The sequence below is a fragment of the Planotetraspora silvatica genome (assembly GCF_016863315.1).
In the GTDB taxonomy this organism is placed as follows: domain Bacteria; phylum Actinomycetota; class Actinomycetes; order Streptosporangiales; family Streptosporangiaceae; genus Planotetraspora; species Planotetraspora silvatica.
Genome location: NZ_BOOQ01000001.1, coordinates 42,630 through 63,374, shown reverse-complemented (window position 1 = coordinate 63,374; position 20,745 = coordinate 42,630). Strand labels below are relative to the sequence as shown.

The window sequence follows — 20,745 nt, the reverse complement described above, 5'->3', positions numbered from 1 at the left end:
GCAACGGACCCTCGTTCAGGACCCTCTGGGGGCTCGGAACACCGGTGCTGTCGTCTGGGTAGACCAGGTTTTCCGATGCTATGCCCAATGTCTATTTATGCCAATAAGTCCGAATTGTTGGCGTTGGCTGTGTGATGTAGACGTAAGTTCGGCACATGCGGAATGTGATCCGGGAGTGCGGACGCCGGACCAGAGCGGGCCGATTCTGATCTGGCATTCGGGAGTGGGGTGTAGGAGGATCTTCCCATCCTGACAGATGGGAGTCGGCATGTCGGTGCTGCGCGAACTGGTGGAGAGCATCCGGACCGGTGGGATCGAGGTGCTCGACCTGACCGCGCCGCTGAGTGGGACGACGCCGATCCTCCTGCTACCCGAGCAGTTCGGGCAGACGGTGCCCTTCGCGCTCCATGAGATCAGCCGGTACGACGACCGGGGCCCGGCCTGGTACTGGAACAACTTCACGACCGGCGAACACGTCGGGACCCACTTCGACGCCCCGAATCACTGGGTGACGGCCAGGGACGGAGAGGACATCTCCCAGGTCGCCGTCTCCAAGCTCATCGCGCCGGCCGTGGTGCTCGACTTCGTCGCCGAGGCGCGGCGCGACCCCGACTTCCTCCTCGAGATCGACCACGTCAAGCAGTGGGAGGAGGAGCACGGTCCGCTGCCTGACGGAGGCTGGCTCCTCTACCGGACCGGCTGGGACGTCCGGGCGCACGACCAGGCCGAGTTCCTGAACGCCGACGAGACCGGGCCCCACACACCGGGCATCTCGGTCGAGTGTGCCCGCTACCTCGCCGAGGAGACCCCGATCGCGGGACTCGGTGTGGAGACCGTCGGCACCGACGCCGGTGCGGCGCACTCGTTCGACCCCGCCTTCCCGTGTCATTCGTTCCTGCTCGGAGCCGGCAAGTACGGCCTGACCCAGTTGCGCAACCTCGACCGGCTGCCGCCCACGGGAGCGGTCGTGATCGCGGGTCCGCTGCCGATCGTCGGCGGCTCGGGCAGCCCGACGCGCGTCCTCGCCCTGGTGGAGAGATGAACGTCGCGGAGGCCGTCGGCACCGTGCTCGCCTCTTTGGGCGTCCGCGCGGCCTTCGGCGTCGTCGGGAGCGGCAACTTCCACGTGACCAACGCCCTGACCGAGCAGGGCGTCCGCTACGTCGCTGCACGGCACGAGGGCGGCGCCGCCACCATGGCGGACGCCTATTCGCGGATGAGCGGCACCGTCGCGGTGCTCAGCGTGCACCAGGGGCCCGGTCTCACCAACGCCCTGACCGGCGTCACCGAGGCCGCCAAGAGCCGCACACCTCTGCTGGTCCTGGCCGCCGAGGCCACCTCGCCGCGCTCGAACTTCCGGATCGACCAGGCCGCGCTCGCGGCCGCCGTCGGCGCGCACGGGGCCAGGGTGGGCTCGGCGGAGACCGTGGTGGACGACACGGTCATGGCCTACCTCGCCGCCCTGCTCGGCCGCCGTACGGTGCTGCTCAACCTGCCCCTCGACGTCCAGGCCGAAGAGTTGCCCGACGACGTCGTGCACGCCGTACAGGAACTGCGCGCGGGACGGGGGAGCAGGCGCCAGGAGGCGGCGGGCCTCGTCCCGCCTCCATGGGGTCTGACCTTTCCGGGCGTACAGGAGTCCAACGCGGAGGAGCCGATCGCCTCGGGCTCGCCGAGCGGGGGCCCCGGCGTCTCCGGAGCCGTGGCGGAGCTGGCGGGCCTGCTGGCGGCCGCGGAGCGTCCGGTGTTCGTGGCGGGACGCGGCGCGCGCGGCTCCCGCAAGGAACTCGAGGCGCTGGGGGAACGCGTCGGCGCGCTGTTCGCGACCTCGGCGGTCGCGAAGGGGCACTTCCACGGCAGCCCGTGGGATCTTGACGTGAGCGGCGGGTTCGCGTCCCCGCTGGCGGCGGAGCTCATCGGCGCGGCCGACCTCGTCGTCGGATGGGGCTGCTCCTTCACGATGTGGACCACGCGGCACGGCACGCTCATCGGGCCGGACGCCAAGGTCGTCCAGGTCGAGATCGACCCCGACGCCGTCGGTGTCAACCGCCCGGTCGACCTGGGCGTGGTCGGAGACGTGCGGGAGATCGCGCGGACGGTGGGCGCCCTGCTGGCTCCGGCTGAGCCCGGTGAGGCGACGACCGGCTATCGCAGCCCCGAGCTCGCCGGGCGGATCGCCAGTGAGGTCCGCTGGCGGGATGTTCCGTACGAGGATCTGAGCGGAGACGGCCGGATCGACCCCCGGACATTGTCGATCGAGCTGGACGATCTCCTGCCCGAGGAGAGGATCGTGTCCATCGACTCGGGCAACTTCATGGGGTACCCGACGATGTTCATGTCGGTCCCCGACGGAAGCGGTTTCTGCTTCACCCAGGCGTTCCAGTCGGTCGGGCTCGGCCTGGCCACCGCCATCGGGGCGGCGCTGGCCCGGCCTGACCGGCTGCCCGTCGCCGCGCTGGGCGACGGCGGCCTGCTGATGAGCGTCGGAGAGCTCGAGACGGTCGTACGGCTGGGCATCCCCATGGTGGTCGTGGTCTACGACGACCAGGGTTACGGGGCCGAGGTGCACCATTTCGGGCCTGACGGGTTCCCGCTCGACACGGTCAGGTTCCCGCCGGTGGACATCGCCGGGATCGCGCGAGGGTTCGGCTGTGAGGCTGTCGCCGTACGGGAGAGGGCCGATCTGGCGGACGTCGCCGAGTGGCTCAAGGGCCCGAGGGACAAGCCCCTGGTGGTCCACGCCAAGGTGACGGCCGACAAGGGCGCCTGGTGGCTCGAAGAAGCCTTCCGCGGCCACTGACCCCCCAACCCCCCTCGTGATCATGCACAACTCTCGCGTGATCATGCACAGGTTCGGCCACTGCCACGCCGACCTGCGCCAACACCCGGCGTGATCATGCATAGATTCGCCCACAGGGCACCTGACCTGCGGAAACATCGTCCGTGATCATGCACGGATTCGGAGAGGCGCCACCTGACCAGCGCGGAATCACTTCGTGATCATGCAATTCCGGCAAGGCAAGGGCGAGTCTGAGGATTGTCTGCACGATCACGAAAGTCATCGTGCCTGGTCATCGGCCATGCCAGCGAATCCGTGCATGATCACGAAAGGCGTTCGCCCTGCTCGCCGACCTGATCACCGAATCCGTGCATGATCACGGCCCAGGTTTGCGCCGGTCGGCGCGGCAATCGCCGAAGGGGTGCATGATCACGGCGGAGGGGGGTGGGCGTAGGTTTGGGGGATGGAAGTCATGACGGATGCCGAGTGGCGCGAGTTCGTGATGACGGGTACCCGGACCGGGAAGCTGGCGGTCGCCCGTGCGGACGGCCGGCCCCATGTGACCCCTATCTGGTTCGTCCTCGACGGCGACGACGTGGTGTTCAACACCGGCGAGACCGGCGTGAAGGGGAAGGCGCTCCAGCGTGATCCCCGGGCGACCCTGTGCGTCGACGACGACCGCGCTCCGTACGCCTTCGTCATGATCGAGGGTGAGGTGACCATCTCGTCCGACCTCGACGACCTGATCAAGTGGGCGTCCGTGATCGGCGGCCGCTACATGGGCCAGGACAGGGCCGGGGAGTTCGGCGAGCGCAACGGCGTGCCGGGCGAACTGCTCGTCAGGCTGAGGATCGACCGGGTCGTCGCGATCCGGAACATAGCGGCCTGACGCCCCCCGTCTTCGAAAATCTGTGAGCGATGGGGCTTTGTGCGCCCAAGGCAAGAGGTGTAAGTAAGTAATAGGAGGAATAAATGAAAATTGGACTACAGATCCCCGATTTCACCTACCCCGGCGGCCCCGCCACCCTTGGCACGGACCTGGCGGCGATCGCCAAGACCGCCGATGACGCGGGATTCGCCGCCATCGCCGTGATGGATCACTTCTTCCAGATCCGCAGCGTGGGTCCCAGCGAGGGCGAGATGCTGGAGGCCTACACGACCCTCGGTTACCTGGCCGCCCACACGACCAGGGCCGATCTGTTCACTCTCGTCACCGGGGCCATCTATCGCGAGCCCGGCCTGCTTGCCAAGATCGTCACAACCCTCGACGTTCTCTCCGGCGGCCGCGCCTGGCTGGGGGTCGGCGCGGCGTGGAACGACGAGGAGTCGCGCGGACTGGGATTCTCCTTCCCCGAGACGCGCGAACGGCTCGAGCGCCTGGAGGAGACGGTCCAGATCTGCCTGCAGATGTGGACGGACGACGAGAAGCCCTACCACGGCCGGCACTACCAGCTCGAACGGCCGCTCAACTCGCCTCAGGCCCTTACCCGGCCGCACCCTCCGATCCTCATCGGCGGAGGCGGGGAGAAGAAGACCCTCCGTCTGGTGGCCCGATACGCGCAGGCCTGCAATCTGTTCCCCGGCCCCGACCTGGCGCGGAAGCTGGACGTGCTCCGGGCCCACTGCGAGGCCGAGGGCCGCGACTACGACGAGATCGAGAAGACCGTCTACTACCGCTACGACGTAGGCGACAACGGTGAGAACGCCCAGCGGATAGTCGACGACCTCGGCGGGTTCGCCGAGATGGGCTTCAGCCATGCCATCGGCCAGGTCAAGGAGGCCCACCGCCTCGAGCCGCTAGAGATCATCGGAGGCCAGGTCATCCCGGCGGTCGCCGGCCTCTGAGCATCCCCCGTCCCCGCCCGGTCGCCCGTCCCCGCTGGTCCCCGGTCCCCGCTGGTCCCCGGTCCCCGCCGGTCCCGCGTCAGGCCGGCAGACCGTCCGGCTTCCAGAGCCAGTTCCGGCGGGGATGGATGACCGTGAAGCCGGCCCTCAGCATGTTGTTCAGTGACGAGTTCAACGTGTCCTGGGCCGGCTTCCAGGTCTCCGCGACGAGCCATCGGCAGCCGGCCGCTGCGGCGTCGCGGGCCCGTACGGCCAGCAGGGCCGACTGCGCGCCGCTGCCGCGATGCTCGGGCAGCGTGGAGGCACCGGAGAACGAAGCGGTGTCTCCATGCACGCGCAGATTGGCGGCGCCGACCATGTCGTGCCCGCTCCAGGCGGCATAGGCGCGGAATCGGCCGCTCTCCACGCCGTGGACCAGCACCGGCGCCATGTCCTCCACGGCCATGCCGAAGCCCCGCAGCAGGACCGCGGCCCACTCGGCGACCTCGTCCTTCCCCACGGCGGCGACGCGCAGGTCCGTCCGAACCTGTGGGAACGTTCCGATGTCGGCCGCGCGGACCAGCTTCACCCAGGTCGATCCGGCGGAGATGTTCTGCGCGGCGCAGATGCCGGGCCACTCGGGCGGCAGGCACGCGGGGGCGATCTGCAGAACGGCGCCCGGGCTCGCCTGCTCGCGATAGAAGTCGCAGACCTCGGCGATCAGCTTGTGGCCGACCGGCTCGTCGAACCCGAACCCGAGCGCCTTGCTCCAATAGCCGGTGGAGTCGTGCCGCATCGACAACGCGACGCCCCCGCCGATGCGGGCGGACGCGATGCCCAGCGAGGTCCGGGCGGGTTCGGGCGCGGGGGCGATGAGCGCGTACAGGGATTCGGCTTCGGCGAGTTCGGCGACCGCCGTCAGAGGGTCCACGGCCGGTCTCCTCTCGGCTTCGGAGCGGATGGCGCGAGCGGCCGGAGGCGACACGCAGGATGAGAATACGCAGGGAAAATAGGGTCCGTGGATATCTACCGATAGAAACATGCCGAAAAAGCGTGTTCGGTCCCCCGGCGCCCAGCGCCCGCGCATCCGTCGCCCCGCGCCCGGCGCCCGCGCATCCGTCGCCCCGCGCCGTCAGCCGAGGGCCGTCAGCCGCGCCGCCAGAAGGCACTCCCTCGTACGGCACCGCAGGGCGTTCATATGACGGCGCGAGCCGCTCGGGCGACGTTGACCGAGCGGCTCGCGAGCGAAAGGGGCCGTCCCTTATCCGGCGGCGCCGTCCGGGTAGCCGAGGCCGCCCAGGTCGGGCTGCGGCGAGCCGCTCTGCGGCACGTCACCCCGGTACGGCCCGTCGACGACCGGAGGGACGAACGCCTCCTTGATCGTGCGGGCGTTGACCCACCGGATCAGGTTGAAGATCGAGCCGGCCTTGTCGTTGGTGCCCGAGGCCCGCGCGCCGCCGAACGGCTGCTGGCCGACGACCGCGCCCGTGGGCTTGTCGTTGATGTAGAAGTTGCCCGCCGCGAAGCGCAGCCGCTCCGTGGCGTCCGTGATGGCGTGCCGGTCCTGCGCGATGATCGAGCCGGTCAGCGCGTACGGCGCGGCGCTCTCCATCTGGTCGAGCACCGTGTCGTACGACGAGTCGTCGTAGACGTGGACCGACAGGATCGGGCCGAAGTACTCCTTGACGAAGATCTCGTCCGTGGGGTCGGAGCACTCCAGGATGGTCGGCTTCACGAAATAGCCCGTGGAGTCGTCGTACGACCCGGTGAGCACGTCGATCGAGCCGGTCGCGCGGGCCCGGTCGATGGCGTCCTTGTGCTTGGCGAACGCCCTCGCGTCGATGACGGCGCCCAGGAACGTGGACAGGTCGCCGGACACGTCGCCGATCGTGAGCGACTCGGCCGCGGAGACCAGGTCGTCGCGCATGCGCGACCAGAGCGACCGCGGCACGTACGCCCGGGACGCCGCCGAGCACTTCTGGCCCTGGTACTCGAACGCACCCCGGATCAGCGCGGTCGACAGCACGTCGGCCGACGCCGACGGATGGGCCACGACGAAGTCCTTGCCGCCGGTCTCGCCGACGAGCCGCGGATAGCTCCGGTAGCCCGTGATGCCCTCACCGACCGTGCGCCACAGGTGCTGGAAGGTCGCGGTGGAGCCGGTGAAGTGGATGCCGGCCAGGTCGGGATGCGGCAGCGCCACCTCGGAGACCGCCGCACCGCCGCCGGTCACCATGTTGATCACGCCGGGCGGCAGGCCGGCGGCCTCGAACAGGCGCATGAGGAAGTGCGCGGAGAACTGCTGCGTCGGCGACGGCTTCCATACGACGACATTTCCCATCAACGCCGCAGCAGCCGGCAGGTTCGCGGCGATGGAGGTGAAGTTGAACGGCGTGATCGCCAGAACGAAGCCCTCCAGCGGGCGGTACTCCATCCTGTTCCACACCCCGGCCGACGACAGCGGCTGCTCGCTGAGCAGCTGCCGCGCGTACGACACGTTGAAGCGGAAGAAGTCGATCAGCTCGCACGCCGCGTCGATCTCCGCCTGGTGGGCCGACTTCGACTGCCCGAGGATCGTCGAGGCGTTCAGCGTCGCACGCCACGGCCCGCTCAGCAGGTCGGCGGCCCGCAGGAAGATCGCGGCCCGCTCCTCGAACGGCAGGGCCCGCCATGCGGGCGCCGCCTGGGCCGCCGCGTCGATCGCCGCGCGGACGTCGGCGGGCGTCGCGTCGGCCGTGGTGCCGAGCACCGAGGCGTGGTTGTGCGGCTGGACGACGTCGATCGGAGCGCCCCCGCCGAGACGCCGCTCGCCGCCGATCGTCATCGTGAGGTCGAGCCGGGCCCCGGTGAGCTCCTTGATCCGGTTCTCCAGTTCGCCGCGCCCCGCGGTGCCGGGCGCGTAACCGCGCACCGGCTCGTTGGCCGGTACCGGAACACTGGTGATCGCATCCATGGCTGACCCCTCTATTTCGCCGATCAGAGAATTACTTGCCGCTCAGGGAGCGGAGGAAGAAACCGACATTGGCCGGACGCTCGGCGAGGCGGCGCATGAAGTAGCCGTACCAGTCGTCGCCGTAGGGAACGTAGACCCGGGTCTGCGACCCGGCGCCGACGAGCGCCTCCTGCTTGTCGGTCCGGATGCCGTAGAGCATCTGGTACTCGAAGCTTTCGCGGTCCCGGTCGTTCCGGTCGGCCAGCAACTCGGTGATGGCGATCAGCCGGTCGTCGTGGGTGGCCACCATCGGATAGCCGGTGCCCGCCATGAGGATCCGGAGGCAGCGCACGTAGGCCATGTCCACCTCGGTCTTCTTCTGGTGGGCGACCGAGGCGGGCTCACGGTAGGCGCCCTTCACCAGGCGCACCCTCGACCCGGAGAGATCACGGCAGTCGGCCTCGCTGCGGAACAGGTAGGCCTGGATGGCGACACCGGTCTCGGGAAAGTCCTCGCGCAGCGCGCGCAGGATGTCCAGCGTCGAGTCGACGGTGGTGTGGTCCTCCATGTCGAGCGTCACCGTGGAGCCGCAGTCGCGGGCGGCCGCGGCGATCTGCCGGGCATGATCGAGTGCCATGGTGGCGTCGAGCGCCTGCCCGAGCGCCGACAGCTTCACCGACACCTCCGCCTGCCGGCCGAGATCGAGCGGCCGGAGCGCGCCGAGCAGGGTCACATAGGCCTTGACCGCGTCGATCGCCGCACCCGTGTCGCGGACCTCCTCGCCGAGGTGGTCGATCGTGACCGAGAGCCCGGCGTCCGTCAGGCGCCGGGTGGCGGCGACGGCGTCGTCGGGTGACTCACCGGCGACGAAACGGTCGACGACCTTGCGGGTCAGGGGGAAGCCCGACACCGCCCGGCGGGCGAGCGGGCTCCGTGAGCCTGCCAGAAGCAGCGAACCGAACATGGGGAAAGAGTAAATCCGCAGCTCACAGGTGGTCCACGGACATCCGCCACAGCGTTTTCATACAGATGCACAACAATGGAGGGATGCAAGACATCGCCGACGAGATCGCCCGGATCCTCGACGCCTCGGTGACGCTGGAAGACCGCTCGTTCAATCTTCTGGCGTACGGCGCGCAGAGCGGGGACATCGACACGGTCCGCCAGGAGTCGATCCTCCGCAGGCGTGCCACCGACGAGGTGCGCGCCCACTTCGAGGCGTACGGCATCGCCACCGCCGAGGGCCCGGTCCGGATTCCCGGCCTTCCCGGCATGCTCGGCCGGGTCTGCGTGCCCCTGCGGCACGGCGGGGTGAACTACGGCTACCTGTGGCTGCTCGACTCGGGAGCGCTGACCGACGAACGGCTGGCCTCGGTGACGCCGCTCGTGGACCGCGCCGCCGCGCTTCTCGCGCACGAGGCGCGGGGCAGGCACGCCCGGCTCAGGGACTTCTTCTCCGCCGACTCCGCCACCCGGGCCGCCGCGGGGGTGGAGGCGGAGGGCCCCGTGGTCGCGATGGCCGTACGGACCTCGCCCGGGCGGGCGGCCGCGCTGTGGACGCTCCCGCGCGGCGTGCTCGCCGAGCCGGCTCCGGACGAGGCGCTTCTCGCGGTGCTCGCACCCGCGTCGCAGGCCGGCGAGGTCGCGCGGAGGCTCCAGGAGATGTACGGCACCGCCGCCGGGGCCGGAGGGGTCAGGGACGACGCGGAGGAGGCGTGGGAGAGCTGGCGGGAGGCCGTAGTCGCGCTGCGGGTGGCCGAGCATGTGGAGCGGCACGCCCCGGTCGCGACCTGGGCCGACCTCGGCGTCTACCGCCTGCTGGCCAGGCTCGCCCACCGTGAGCTCGCCGAACTGGCGGCCGAGTCGGCGGCGCTGACAGCGGCAGGGGGAGGGCTGGCCGCGACGGTCGAGGAGTATCTGGACCGGTCCGGTCACGCGGGGGAGACGGCCGGGCGGCTCGGCGTCCACCGCCAGACGCTGTACTACCGGCTCCGCAAGGCCGAGCGGCTCACGGGCCTCGACCTCGCCGACGGCGAGAACCGCCTGCTCCTCCACCTCTCGCTGAAGGCCGCCGCGATCACCGGTCCCCCGCGGGGCGTGTAGCCCACGGGGGACCGGTGATCGCGGGAACGGCTCCGGGCTAGGCGCAGGTCCGCTCGTAGACCCGCAGGAGCTCCATGCTGATGCGCTCGACCGAGTACCGCGAACGGGCCCGGTCGGCGGCCGCGTAGCCGATCGCCGTCCGCAGGGTCGGGTCGCCCAGCAGCTGACGGATCCGGCCCGCCACCTCGGCCGGGTGGTCCGGGCGGATCAGGAAGCCGGTCACGCCGTCGACGACCGAGTCGAGGTGGGCGCCGGCGGCCGAGGCGATCACAGGGATCCCGCACGCCATGGCCTCGAGCGCGGCCGTGCCCGTGGGCACGCTGGAGGGCAGCGAAAGGATCAGGTCGGCGCTGCGCATGAGCTTCGGCATCGCGGTGTGGGGCACCATGCCCAGCAGCTCCACCCGGTCGGCGACGCCGTACTCGCCGGCGAGGGCGCGCAGCCGCTCGACGCTGAGGTCGTCGCCGCCCGCGATCACGAGCTCGGCCTCGGGGACGGACGCCAGCGCGTCGACGGCGCTGGCCGCCCCGGCGTGCCCGACGTGGAGCAGGCGGGGCATGTTCCCGCGCGGGAACGCAGGCCCCTGACGGCGGAAGCGCTGCGTGTCGACCCCGTGGGGCACGACGGAGATGTTGCGCCGGGGGACGCCCATCCGGATCAGCTCCGACTCCTCGTCCGCGCACGCGGCGATGACGGCGCGGGCCCGCCGGCCGATCGCGCACTCCAGCCGGCGCACGGTCGCGGGCGTCGCGCTGTCCCCGTGGCCGTGGAACGTCTGGGTCACCGGCACGCCGAGCCCCTCGGATCCGGCGATGGCCGCGAGCCCGCTGGACCAGGAGTGGGCGTGGATGATGTCGGGACGGCTCTTGCTCCACCGCCGCCGCAATCCGTCGCTGAAGTCCGAGATGTACGGAAGAAGGTCGCTCTCCGAGAGCTCCATGTCGGGCCCGGCCGGGACATGTTCCACTCCGGCACCCTTGGCCTTGGAACGTGTGTATACGGTGACCCGGTGGCCCCGCGCCAGCTCGCGTGCGAGGGCGGGGGTGTCGGGAGTGAGCTCGTGAGCGGAGACGATCGCGATATCCATGGCACACCTCAAGGCAGAAAGGCGCTTGAAAAGGTGTGCCTGCGTCTTAGGCACGATCTATGTAAGCGTGTTTACCGTAGCCTGGATCGAGCTAAACACCTAATCGGGAAAATCATCCCGTCTGCAGCCGCGGTCCCGCCGTCTGGAGCCTGATCGTGCAGCCCGTGGCGTCGGACCGGACATCCACATGGTCGCAGACCTGCCTGGCCAGCCAGAGCCCGTCCTCGGCCCGCTCGATGGGACCGGGGGGCCGGAATCCGGCGAGCGGGTCGGAGATCGCCTTCCCCGGCCGCCGCAGGTCGCAGACCACCGCCCCGAAGTCCTCCCACATGCCCGCTGTCAGCGGGGTGCCGAGATAGCGGGCGGCCTCGTGCGCCGCCACGGCCAGCAACGAGGCGCTCTCCTCGGTGAGACCCCGGCGGCGCGCCTCCGCGGCCACGAACCGGCGGACGTCGTTGATCTCGTCCAGGGGGGCGCTCACCGAGCCCGCCGGGGGCGCGGCCAGCGGCGCCGCGTCGCACCGGCCGATGAAGTCGAGAGGATCGGCGTAGGTGGCCGAGGGCCGTGCCGTCCTGCCGTCTGCGCTGACCGACGGATGGGTCCGCAGCGCGTCCTCGGCGATGCCCGCGCCGACCGCACGCGTGTCGTAGGGGCAGATCATCCAGATCCCGGTGTCATCGAGCAGGACGTTGAGACCGGACTCCATCCGCTTCCACGCCAGCACGTCACGCGTCGACTTGCCCTGCCACACCGGCTCGGCGAGGATCCGCACCCGCCGGTGACCGCTGTTGCGCCGCCAGTACCGTGTGAACGCGGTGGCGCGCTGGGCCGTCCTGCGGCCGTAGTAGGCGGTCTCCGCGTGGTCGACCCGGGTGGCGTCCTCGCCCAGCGCCTCGCCGAGCAGTTCGAGGTTGCCCGACGTGGTGGTCACCAGGACGGGCTCGCCGTTGGCCAGGCCGTCCCGCACGAACGGCACCGCCATCTCGAGGAACTCCTGATCCGAGCCGTACAGGCTCGCCTGATGAATCATCTGCTCCATCGGGCGTCCCCTCCTCGCACGCGCAGCCCCGGCGCCTTGTCCCAGCCGATCAGGCCGATCAGCTGCGCGACGTGTTCCGGCACTCGATCCAGCACGAGGGACCTGCCCTGTTTCAGAGACGTCGCCGTGTCGACCAGGGCCCTGAGGCCGGACAGGTCGATGAACGATATCCGGCCCATGTCCACGTGCACGTCGCCCGGCTCCCGGCGCACGGCCGACGCCAGCGCCCTGGTCAGCTCGTCGACCGCGTTGGCGTCGATCTCGCCGTCCAGTTCGAGCCCCGGCGGGTCGACGCTGCGGCGGATGCGCAACAGGGCGCCGTCGAACTCCAGGTTCACATCTGTTCCCCGGTGCAGGCGCTGCAGCTCCGACAAGGTGACGGGCGGGAAGACCCGCCGGTCGTACTGGCAGACCCCCATCGCGACGCCCGAGTCGAACAGGGCCTGGACCTTGGTCTCGAAGGCGGTGAGGCTGTCGGTCCCCTCACGGACGGCCCAGCTCATCTCGCCGGTGAAACGCAGCGCGCGGTACCCCTCGTCACGCGCCCGGTACGCGGTCTCGGTGAGCTGGGCGACCATCACATCGGGGTCGGAGGTGCCCAGCGTGCGCACCTCGAGCCGTCCCGCGTGCGCGTCGGGGTCGATGCCCCAGCCGCGCAGCAGCCCGGTCGCGACGGCGGGATGCGTGACGTCGGTGACGTAGAGCACCTTGTCCCGGCCGGCGAGCCCCTCGTGGACGAACGGCGCCAGCACGGGCTCGAGTTCGGCCTCGTCGGAGAAGGCCACCGACCGGTGCTCTCCTGGTGCCATGCGCAGCACGGCGGACCTCCTCAGTCTCGGCCGGTTCCGTGGATCACCGGGATTTCCTGAGCACGAGCACGGTGATCTCGTCGATGACGTGGCTTCCGCAGAAAGCCTGGTGGTCCTCTTCGATGGCCTTGACCACCGTGCCGGGCGGCTGGCCCACGCAGCGGGCGAGGACCTCGGTGAGGCGGCCCTCGCCGTAGACGGTCCCCTCGTCGCTCTGGGAGCCCACCAGGCCGTCCGAGTAGAGCACCAGGGTCTCACCCGCCGACAGGGTCAGCTCCTCCGTGGCCGGCTCGGCCCCCTCCTCGAAGCCGAGCGGGACCCCGCCGCCTCCGGAGAACCGGACCTGCCCGTCGGTTTGAAGCAGGGCCGCGGGGTGATGGCCGGCCGAGGCCAGCCGTACCTTGCGGCCGCGCACGAACCCGGCGGCGGCCATGACGAACAGGCCGGTGTTCTGCACGACGAGCGCGTCGTTGACCTTGCGCAGAGCCTGACCGGGGTGGTCCTCCCAGACGCTGAGCACGCGCATGCCGTTACGGACCATCGAGGTGACGGCGGCCGCCTCCTCGCCCTTGCCGGCCGCGCTGCCGATGACGAAGCCCCAGCCGTTCTTGACGGGGAACACGTCGTAGAACTCGCCGCCGATCGCGCGGAGGGCCGATCCGGGGTGGTAGATGGCGGCGGTCTCGAAACCGGGCAGGTCCGGCAGATTGCGGGGGAGCACGCCCGTCTGCAGAGTGTCGGCCGCGAGCGACCTGCGCTGGAAGCTCCGCTGGGCCCGGATGGCGAGGCCGAGATGGAGGCCGATCTCCTCGAGAAGTCCGAGGTCCGCCAGGCCGAACGGCCGCCGGTCGCGCGATCGCACGAGCGTGAGGACGCCGCCGATCCGGTCCCCGGTGGTGATCGGCACGCTGAGCAGCGAGCCGGCCTCCATCGCCTCGAGCACGTCGTCGCCGAGCAGCGTGTCGTCGGACAGCATCTCGTTCACGATCCCGCTCTGGGTGGTCAGGACCTGCCCGACGATCGGCACGGCGGCCGGATCCATCCCTTCGAGGTCCCGCTGGAGCCGGCCGGGCGGCTGGTCGGCGGGACCGACGACGGCGGCTCTGTGCGGCCGGCCGTCCCTGATCACATCGGCGATCACCCAGTCGGCCGTCTCGGCCGCGAGCAGGCGGGCGGCCCGGATGAGGGCCACCGGCTCGCGCAGGCTCTCCTCGTCGAGCAGCAGCCGGGTCAGCTGGGACAGCAACTCGTGCCGGTGCGCGGCGGCCATGATCACCGCCTCGTCCGGGTCGCCGGACGATTCCTGGGCCTCCGGCAGTTGGACCTCGGTGGGCAGGACGACCGCGGCGATCATCTCCTGCGGTTCGCCGGGCATGCGGAGCGTGCTGAGGACGAGCCTGACCGTGTGCGTCCGGCCCTGGTGGGCCAGGCGGGTCTGGAAGGCCGCGCTCTCCTCGCCGCGCAGGACGGTGGTCAGGTGGGAGCGGAAGGCGGCGCGACCGGAGACGTCGACGAGAAGCGGGAAGGCGCGGCCGATGAGATACCCGGCGGGGCTGCCGAGGAGGCGGGTCGTCTCGTTGTTGATGCGGCGGACCGTGGCGCCGGTGTCCATGATGATCACCGGTATGGGCAGCGCGCGGAAGATCTGGCGCAGCAGCTTCTGCTCGCGCTGGTTGCCGCCGTCCTTGCGCCTGCGGCTTCTGGCCAGCTCGCCCAGCGCGTTTCGGAGCAGCTCCTCGGCGTTCTCCAGCTCGCGCAGCGCCGCGCCGGACCCGGGATCGTCCCGGAGCACGGCGATGCGGTCGGCGAGCCCGCTGAGCGAGCGCTCAAGCTCGGCGATGTCGGCCAACGCTGCCCCCTCTCTAGAGATTAGACGCTACGCCAGACAGCCGATCTAATCGATGCAGCCTGGATTAACACCAGAACTATGGGAATGGTCTTTCTACCATGGAGACAACGTCCATCCTCGCCCGTGATCTCGCCGCTCTCGGCCGTGTGACAGAAGGCGCGTCGGCTGAAAGCGTCCTTCGCGGAATCACCGAGGCCATCGCCCGCGGTGTGCCCGGATGCGCCGGCGGAACGGCTGAATTGTGGATGGAGGGGCGGGTGCTGCTCGCCGCCTCCCACAGCGAACTGATCACTCTGACCGACCGGGAGAGCGACCTGCGGGAGGGCCCGTCGAGGGAGGCGCTGACCTCGGGCCGGCCGGTCACCGTCACGGACGTCATGCGCGACTCCCGCTGGCCCCGTTACGCGGCCACCGCCGTACGGCACGGCGTGCGGTCGGTGCTGATCCTGCCGATCGAGGTCGACAACGCCGTCGTGATCATCGGCCTGTACGGCGTGCGCACCGGTGTGCACGCCGACGGGGAGGCGCTGATGTCCCTGCTCAAGGAGCAGGTGACGGTGGCTCTCGCCAATGTCTGGGAGTTCGACGACGTCCTCACCGGGGCCGCGCAGATGCAGGAGGCCCTCGCGGGACGCTCGGTCATCGACCAGGCGAAGGGCATCATCATGTCGAAGAGCGGCTGCTCGGCCGAGGCCGCGTTCGACGAGCTCAGACGGGTGTCCCAGCACCATCAGGTCAAGGTCGCCGACCTGGCGCGGCTGCTGGTCACCGAGCACCAGCAAAAGCACGGGGGAGCCACGCCGTGACCGGCCGCGCCCGGATCAGCCGTTGACCATCGGGGGCCGGATCCAGGGCCGACGCTTCGGGCGGGGGTCAGGACTGGGGGTCGGCGGCGAAGGCCGCGAGGGCCTCGTCGAGCGTGTCGAACAGGGGCAGGCGTTGCGACAGGCCTGTCACCCACATGACCTTGGAGCTCGGGTACTGCACCGCCACGAGGGCGAAGTTGCCGCCCGCCGTGGTCGACCGCTGCCAGTGATGGACGATGAGGCCGAGCGCCCGGGAGTCCATGAAGGTGACGCCGCCCAGGTCGAGGATCATGTCCGGGCCGTGGTCCTCGGCCTCGGTGTCCAGGCGGTCGGCGAACTGGTCGCGTGTCGTGGCGTCGAGAATGCCATCGATGTGGACCACCACAATGGTGCCGGCCATGGTCGATCGCAGAGACAGCAGACCGTTGTCGGACACGTCGCACCTCCTCGACGGAAACATTACTGGTGCCGCGGGGGTGGTGATACTCCCGAAATTCGGGCAATATACTGCGTCAGAGGTCCAGCAGAGGGCCTCGTCTCGAAACTGTAGCGAGGCGCGCCTTCTGCACGGGTGACTTCCCAGGTCGGCGTAGCCCTCGCAAGACATACGAGGGGATATGCGCAGATGTCTGCCGATATCCGAGTAGCGACCATCAGCGAGCCGACCACCGAGGAACTCCTGATCGAGCTGGTCCGAGATGATGTGTCCGAACAGCGGCGGGAGCGCCTGCGGGAGATCATCGTCGAGATGCACCGCCCCATGGCGCGGGACATCGCCAGGAGATACCTGAACCGGGGCGAGCCCATGGAGGACCTCCTCCAAGCCGCCTACGTGGGACTGATGAAGGCCATCAACGGCTTCGACGCCAGTCTCGGGCACAGCTTCAGGGGCTATGCCATGGTCACCATGACGGGTGAGGTCAAGCGGCACTTCCGCGACCGCACCTGGGCCGTCCGGGTCCCCCGCCTCTACCAGGAGCGGCGCTCGGAGCTGAACCGGCACGTCGCCGACATGACCCAGCAGCTCGGCCGGTTCCCCACGGTCGCCGAGCTCGCCGAGAAGATGGGCATCTCCGAAGAGGACATGCTGCTGACCATGGACGCGTCGGCGGCCTACAGCACCCTCTCCCTCGACGCGCCGATGGGTGCGGACGGCGACTCCGCGCCGCTGGGCGACGTGATCCCCGAGCAGGACGACGCCCTGTCCGCCTTCGTGGACAGGGAGGCCGTGATGCCGCTCATCGACCATCTCCCCGAGCGCGACAAGAACATCCTCCTGCTGCGCTTCTACGGCAACATGACCCAGGCCGAGATCGCCGCGGAGTTCGACATATCCCAGATGCACGTCTCGCGGATCCTCCGCAAGACGCTCGACCAGCTCCGATCCGAGCTCGTCGCGAGTTGACGATGAACCCGCGACGATCACGCGATACCCGGGATATCGCCGCCGACCCGGCGACGTCCCGGGGTATCTTCGTCCGTATGCCACGGCTCACCAGGTCGTACGGCTGAGTCAGGTCCGGTGGGAGGCGTTTACCGGGTGAACGAAGACGGCGTTCCTCCGTCCGCCGCGGCGACGGCCAAAGAGCTCACGTTCTCCTTGGCCGATCTGCCCGACGTGCGGGAGTTCGCCGCTGCGCAGGCACAGGACCGGGGCATGAGCGCGGACGCGGTCGGCGACTTCCTCGTGGCCCTCAACGAGGTGGCCACCAACGCGGTGACGCACGGGTCGTCCAAGGCGTGGCTGCGACTGTGGACGGACGGCGGCTCGCTCGTCGTCGACGTCCACGACGACGGCCGGCTCTGGCATCCGGAGGCCAGGCCCGGTCACACGCCGCCGCCGGAGAACGCCACCAGTGGGATGGGACTCTGGGTCGCCCGGATGCTGAGCCATGAAATTGTTGTCCGTACTGGGGCAAATGGGACGACCGTTTCGATGCGTTTCCTGGTCTAGCGGGTGTCCAGCGGGTAAGGGCCCCGTATGGCTGTCCCACGGATTCTGATCGTCGGCGGCGGTTACGTCGGCATGTACACGGCGCTGCGCCTTCAGCGCAGGCTCCGGCGCGGCGAGGCCCACGTGACGGTGGCGGACTTCGGCTCGTACATGACCTATCAGCCCTTCCTGCCCGAGGCCGCCGCGGGGAACATCGAGCCCCGGCACGTCGTCGTCCCGCTCCGGCGGATTCTCCGATCATGCGAGATCCTCAGCGGGACCGTCGAGTCGGTCAGCCTGGCGGACCGCACGGCGCGGTTCCAGCCGCACGAGGGCCCGGCCGTCACGATCGGGTACGACTACGTGGTCGTCGCCCCCGGTTCGGTCTCCCGGCTGCTGCCCATCCCCGGGCTCACCGACCACGGCATCGGGTTCAAGACCGTCGAAGAGGCCATCCACCTCCGCAACCACGTGCTCGGCAAACTCGATCTCGCCGCCTCGACGCCTGACGAACGGGTGCGGCGCCGCGCGCTCACCTTCGTCTTCGTCGGCGGAGGCTACGCCGGGGTGGAGGCGCTCGGCGAACTGGAGGACATGGCCGCCGACGCCTGCAGGTACTTCGAGGGGATCGGCAGGGGGGACATGCGCTGGATCCTCGTCGAGGCCACCGACCGCATCCTGCCCGAGGTCGGCGAGGACATGGCCCGGTGGACGGTGCAGGAGCTGCGCGGGCGCGGCATCGAGGTCCGGACGCGGACCCTGCTCACGTCGGCGGAGAACGGCCACATCGTGCTGGACGACGGGCAGGAGTTCGACGCGGAGACCCTCGTCTGGACGGCCGGCGTCAAGCCGAACCCGGTCGTCGCGGCCGGAGACCTGCCCCTCGACGAGAAGGGCCGGGTCAAGGCCACCGCCTATCTGCGGATCAAGGGCACCGACTTCGCCTTCACCGCGGGCGACGCCGCCGCGGTGCCGGACCTCACCCGGCCGGGCCTGCTCTGCCCGCCCAACGCCCAGCACGCCGTACGGCAGGGCCGCAGGCTGGCCGACAACGTGCTCGCGACCATCAGGGGCCAGACCTGCACGCCGTACCGGCACAGGGACGTCGGCTCGGTGGCGAGCCTCGGGCTCTACCAGGGCGTGGCGCAGATCTACGGCCGGCAGATGCGCGGGTTCCCCGCGTGGTTCATGCACCGGACCTACCACCTGATGAGAATGCCCACCTTCAACAAGAAGTCGCGCATCTTGATGGACTGGACCCTCGGGCTGCTCTTCCCGAGAGAGATCGTCTCGCTCGGCGCGCTCCAGCGGCCGCATGCGGAGTTCAAGCTCGCGGGTCGCTCCTGAGGCGGGCCGTCCCGAGATGCGAATGTGCCGCGTGGCCCGGGGCCACGCGGCACATCGTTCTCAGGAGGCTTTCGTCAGCTGTTGTGCTCAGCCGTCGTGCTCAGCGGCGGGCGCGGCGCCAGTTGCCGCGGTAGGAGCTCACGCTGGCCGTTCCGATGCCGGCCTGGTGCAGCGCCAGCAGGCACAGTCCCAGGGCGATCAGCGCGGTGAGGCCGATGCCGATGCTGGCATTGAGAAGGTCGAGGAGAAAGGCGATGCCGAAGACGATCGCCGCGGCGATGGCGAGCATGGTTGTCTCACTTTCCGGTCAGTTGGGCGAGGAGGGTGTGGTACTCACGCAGGGCCAGGCGCAGCGCCTCCGTGTCGGCCTGATCGCTGTTCTTCCACTGGTCCAGCAACGACTGACGGCGCATGGTGAACACGGCCACCGCCGCCTCGACGAGCGAGTCGGCCTGCTCGACCGAGGCGCGCGGGTCGTCGACGAACCGGGCCTTGATCTCGTGCCAGCTCTGCTCGAAGTCGACGTCGTCCACGGGCTCGAGGTCGTCCACCGGCTCGAGGTCGTCCACCGGCTCGACGGCGCCGCGGGTGCCAGGCTCCGTCGCGGCGGATGCCGCCACGAGGACGTCGGCGTCCCTGTCCTCCGGCGCCGGGACCGCGCCGTCGTCCCGGACGAGGCCGGGCGACAGGACGTCGTCGCGGTCGTCCACGGATTCGACGGCCTCCCGGGAGTCGGCGTTCTCTGAGCCGTGCCGGTCGACCGGGACGCTCTCCGGACCGTCCTGCACGCCGGTGCGGGTGCCGGTCCCGGCGGTCGCGTCGTCGTCGGTGTTCCGTACGGCGTCGCCGTACCCGGCGTGGTCGGAGTCGTCGGCGTCCCTGAGCGCGGAGTCACGGGTATCGAGTTCGTCGGCCTCGGAGTCGTCATCGGTCCTTGAGCCGAGCGCGTGGATCCGCCGGGTCTCGTTCGAGGTCGCGTCGTCGGCGCCTTCCGCGGAGTACACCGGGCCGGGGCCGTCGTGATCGTCACGCCGCTCGCCTGCCAGTGCCTCATCCCTCCTGGCGTCCTCAGCCTCGGAAGGTTCGGGAACCGGCTGTTCCGGCGTGCCGTACCGGCTTTCGTAGGGGTTGCTTTGCATCAGAGGTCAGCCTCCTCGGCGTTGGAGCGTTCGGCGTGACGGCCGTTCACGGGAGTCTCGGCGGAGTCCGCGAGCAGCTCCTGGAAGAGCGCGCGGTAGTGGACCATCGCCTGGCGGAGCTCCTCGGTGGAGGCGTCCTGCCGGGCGGCGCGGCTGCTGATGTCGTGGGCCGCGCGGTAGTGGTCGAGCGTGGCGCCGTGGGCGACGGACAGATCGCTCAGCCGCTGCTCGAACTCGTTGGTCGGATATCCGCGGTCGGCCATGACAGAGGTGACCAGGGCGTCCGCCTCGGTCACGGCGAAGCCGGGCGCGTCGACGAAACGCTCCTGGACCTCCGTCCACTTCGTGGCGTAGGACTCGCGGGTCTCCGGGTCGAGCGGTCTGATGTCGAGCTTGGCGTGGCGCTCCTCACGGGCGAGCAGGTCCTGCTCGGCCTCCTTGCGGCTGTCGCTCTCCTCGACGGTCCTGTCATATTCCGGTCCGAAGCGGCTCTGCAGGTGCCGGCGGCGATTCTGGCCGGAAACGAGGTAGCCGACCACCAGGATCACGGCCACCGCGACTACGACGACGGCCACCCATGCAATGGCGGACATATCTGCCTCCAGGGTGATTGTGCGTTGTTCGTTCGCACTGCCCTGGAATGCACCCTTCACGCATTGCGTAATGCGGGATTTGCGGGGTAGAGGCGCTGATCACCGTCTGAGGAGGTAATCATGGGCTTCGGAGCCAGTCTCGCTTTCCTCGCGATCGGCGCGGTGCTCGCCTTCGCCGTCAAATGGGACGTCCCCGGGATCGACCTGCAGATGATCGGCTGGATCCTCATGGCCGTCGGTGCCGTCGGCGCCCTGCTCACCGGTCTTTACACGCGCCGTCCTCACGCGGAGGACACGGTCGAGACCATTGAGCCCGACGTGATGTACACCGTGGACCCGCCGGCCCAGCCGCAGGTTGTGCACGAGACGGTCCGCGAGACCGAGGTGCGGCCGAGTGAGCGGCATGTCTATGTTCAGGACGAGACGACGCCCATCAAGCGTCAGGACGTTTGACCGCCGGGTTCCGATCGCGGTCCTGAACCGTAGTGAATCGATGGATCCGGGAC

Annotated in this window: 21 protein-coding genes; 10 read left to right on the top strand and 11 right to left on the bottom strand. The window is 69.8% G+C overall.

The window, feature by feature from the left end; all coding sequences use genetic code 11:
- The first annotated feature begins 268 nt into the window (after positions 1-268).
- From Psi02_RS00290 to Psi02_RS00275, 4 genes are all read left to right on the top strand, one after another.
- A complete protein-coding gene (locus Psi02_RS00290) occupies positions 269-1,042 on the top strand; it encodes a cyclase family protein (protein ID WP_203970605.1) in 774 nt (257 codons plus the stop codon).
- On the top strand, positions 1,039-2,799 hold the full coding sequence (locus Psi02_RS00285) for a thiamine pyrophosphate-binding protein (RefSeq protein WP_203970604.1): 1,761 nt from the start codon (positions 1,039-1,041) through the stop codon (positions 2,797-2,799). Before Psi02_RS00290 ends, Psi02_RS00285 begins: the two co-directional genes overlap by 4 nt.
- A gap of 451 nt (positions 2,800-3,250) precedes the next feature.
- Complete coding sequence (locus tag Psi02_RS00280) at positions 3,251-3,667, top strand: PPOX class F420-dependent oxidoreductase (RefSeq protein ID WP_308442193.1); 417 nt, start codon at positions 3,251-3,253, stop codon at positions 3,665-3,667.
- Between the two features lie 83 nt (positions 3,668-3,750).
- On the top strand, positions 3,751-4,623 hold the full coding sequence (locus Psi02_RS00275; protein ID WP_203970602.1) for an LLM class F420-dependent oxidoreductase: 873 nt from the start codon (positions 3,751-3,753) through the stop codon (positions 4,621-4,623).
- 79 nt (positions 4,624-4,702) lie between these two features.
- Here Psi02_RS00275 and Psi02_RS00270 read toward each other — a convergent pair whose 3' ends face one another.
- The 3 genes from Psi02_RS00270 to Psi02_RS00260 all read right to left on the bottom strand — a co-directional run bounded on the left by Psi02_RS00270 (position 4,703) and on the right by Psi02_RS00260 (position 8,498).
- Entirely contained in the window at positions 4,703-5,533 is an 831-nt protein-coding gene (locus Psi02_RS00270; protein WP_203970601.1) for a GNAT family N-acetyltransferase, read from the bottom strand.
- Positions 5,534-5,863: 330 nt separating this feature from the next.
- Positions 5,864-7,555, bottom strand: coding sequence for an L-glutamate gamma-semialdehyde dehydrogenase (pruA, locus tag Psi02_RS00265; protein ID WP_203970600.1), 1,692 nt, complete (start codon positions 7,553-7,555; stop codon positions 5,864-5,866).
- Positions 7,556-7,586: 31 nt separating this feature from the next.
- Positions 7,587-8,498 carry a proline dehydrogenase family protein gene (locus Psi02_RS00260; protein ID WP_203970599.1) on the bottom strand — a complete coding sequence of 304 codons (912 nt, stop codon included), beginning with the start codon at positions 8,496-8,498 and terminating at the stop codon, positions 7,587-7,589.
- Positions 8,499-8,581: 83 nt separating this feature from the next.
- On the opposite strand from Psi02_RS00260, the gene Psi02_RS00255 reads away from it, so the two are divergent.
- Positions 8,582-9,637 carry a PucR family transcriptional regulator gene (locus Psi02_RS00255; protein WP_239094476.1) on the top strand — a complete coding sequence of 352 codons (1,056 nt, stop codon included), beginning with the start codon at positions 8,582-8,584 and terminating at the stop codon, positions 9,635-9,637.
- A gap of 37 nt (positions 9,638-9,674) precedes the next feature.
- On the opposite strand, the gene Psi02_RS00250 is transcribed toward Psi02_RS00255, so the two are convergent.
- The 4 genes from Psi02_RS00250 to Psi02_RS00235 form a co-directional block, all read right to left on the bottom strand.
- On the bottom strand, positions 9,675-10,724 hold the full coding sequence (locus Psi02_RS00250) for a glycosyltransferase (RefSeq protein WP_203970597.1): 1,050 nt from the start codon (positions 10,722-10,724) through the stop codon (positions 9,675-9,677).
- 112 nt (positions 10,725-10,836) lie between these two features.
- Positions 10,837-11,763 carry an anti-sigma factor RsbA family regulatory protein gene (locus tag Psi02_RS00245; protein WP_203970596.1) on the bottom strand — a complete coding sequence of 309 codons (927 nt, stop codon included), beginning with the start codon at positions 11,761-11,763 and terminating at the stop codon, positions 10,837-10,839.
- Positions 11,751-12,572: an MEDS and STAS domain-containing protein gene (locus Psi02_RS00240; protein WP_239094478.1), complete on the bottom strand. Its 822-nt coding sequence runs from the start codon at positions 12,570-12,572 to the stop codon at positions 11,751-11,753. Before Psi02_RS00240 ends, Psi02_RS00245 begins: the two co-directional genes overlap by 13 nt.
- A gap of 43 nt (positions 12,573-12,615) precedes the next feature.
- Positions 12,616-14,421: a SpoIIE family protein phosphatase gene (locus Psi02_RS00235; RefSeq protein ID WP_239094475.1), complete on the bottom strand. Its 1,806-nt coding sequence runs from the start codon at positions 14,419-14,421 to the stop codon at positions 12,616-12,618.
- A 98-nt stretch (positions 14,422-14,519) separates the two neighbouring features.
- Between Psi02_RS00235 and Psi02_RS00230 the strand changes: the two genes are divergently transcribed.
- Positions 14,520-15,227 carry a GAF and ANTAR domain-containing protein gene (locus Psi02_RS00230; protein ID WP_203970594.1) on the top strand — a complete coding sequence of 236 codons (708 nt, stop codon included), beginning with the start codon at positions 14,520-14,522 and terminating at the stop codon, positions 15,225-15,227.
- A gap of 67 nt (positions 15,228-15,294) precedes the next feature.
- Here the strand turns inward: Psi02_RS00230 and Psi02_RS00225 are convergent, their stop codons facing one another.
- A complete protein-coding gene (locus Psi02_RS00225; protein WP_239094474.1) occupies positions 15,295-15,663 on the bottom strand; it encodes an STAS domain-containing protein in 369 nt (122 codons plus the stop codon).
- A gap of 189 nt (positions 15,664-15,852) precedes the next feature.
- Between Psi02_RS00225 and Psi02_RS00220 the strand changes: the two genes are divergently transcribed.
- The 3 genes from Psi02_RS00220 to Psi02_RS00210 all read left to right on the top strand — a co-directional run bounded on the left by Psi02_RS00220 (position 15,853) and on the right by Psi02_RS00210 (position 18,507).
- Positions 15,853-16,632, top strand: a complete 780-nt coding sequence (locus tag Psi02_RS00220; RefSeq protein ID WP_203970592.1) for a SigB/SigF/SigG family RNA polymerase sigma factor — start codon at positions 15,853-15,855, stop codon at positions 16,630-16,632.
- Positions 16,633-16,767: 135 nt separating this feature from the next.
- Complete coding sequence (locus tag Psi02_RS00215) at positions 16,768-17,181, top strand: ATP-binding protein (RefSeq protein WP_239094473.1); 414 nt, start codon at positions 16,768-16,770, stop codon at positions 17,179-17,181.
- 27 nt (positions 17,182-17,208) lie between these two features.
- Entirely contained in the window at positions 17,209-18,507 is a 1,299-nt protein-coding gene (locus Psi02_RS00210; protein ID WP_203970590.1) for an NAD(P)/FAD-dependent oxidoreductase, read from the top strand.
- 100 nt (positions 18,508-18,607) lie between these two features.
- On the opposite strand, the gene Psi02_RS00205 is transcribed toward Psi02_RS00210, so the two are convergent.
- From Psi02_RS00205 to Psi02_RS00195, 3 genes are read right to left on the bottom strand one after another with little or no spacing between them, the layout of a single operon-like run.
- Complete coding sequence (locus tag Psi02_RS00205; RefSeq protein ID WP_203950691.1) at positions 18,608-18,796, bottom strand: hypothetical protein; 189 nt, start codon at positions 18,794-18,796, stop codon at positions 18,608-18,610.
- A gap of 7 nt (positions 18,797-18,803) precedes the next feature.
- Complete coding sequence (locus Psi02_RS00200) at positions 18,804-19,646, bottom strand: hypothetical protein (protein WP_203970589.1); 843 nt, start codon at positions 19,644-19,646, stop codon at positions 18,804-18,806.
- Positions 19,646-20,239, bottom strand: a complete 594-nt coding sequence (locus Psi02_RS00195) for a hypothetical protein (RefSeq protein ID WP_203970588.1) — start codon at positions 20,237-20,239, stop codon at positions 19,646-19,648. The genes Psi02_RS00200 and Psi02_RS00195 overlap by 1 nt, the downstream gene beginning before the upstream one ends.
- A gap of 120 nt (positions 20,240-20,359) precedes the next feature.
- Here Psi02_RS00195 and Psi02_RS00190 point away from each other — a divergent pair, with 120 nt between their 5' ends.
- Positions 20,360-20,692, top strand: a complete 333-nt coding sequence (locus tag Psi02_RS00190) for a DUF6458 family protein (RefSeq protein WP_203970587.1) — start codon at positions 20,360-20,362, stop codon at positions 20,690-20,692.
- Positions 20,693-20,745: the final 53 nt, after the last annotated feature.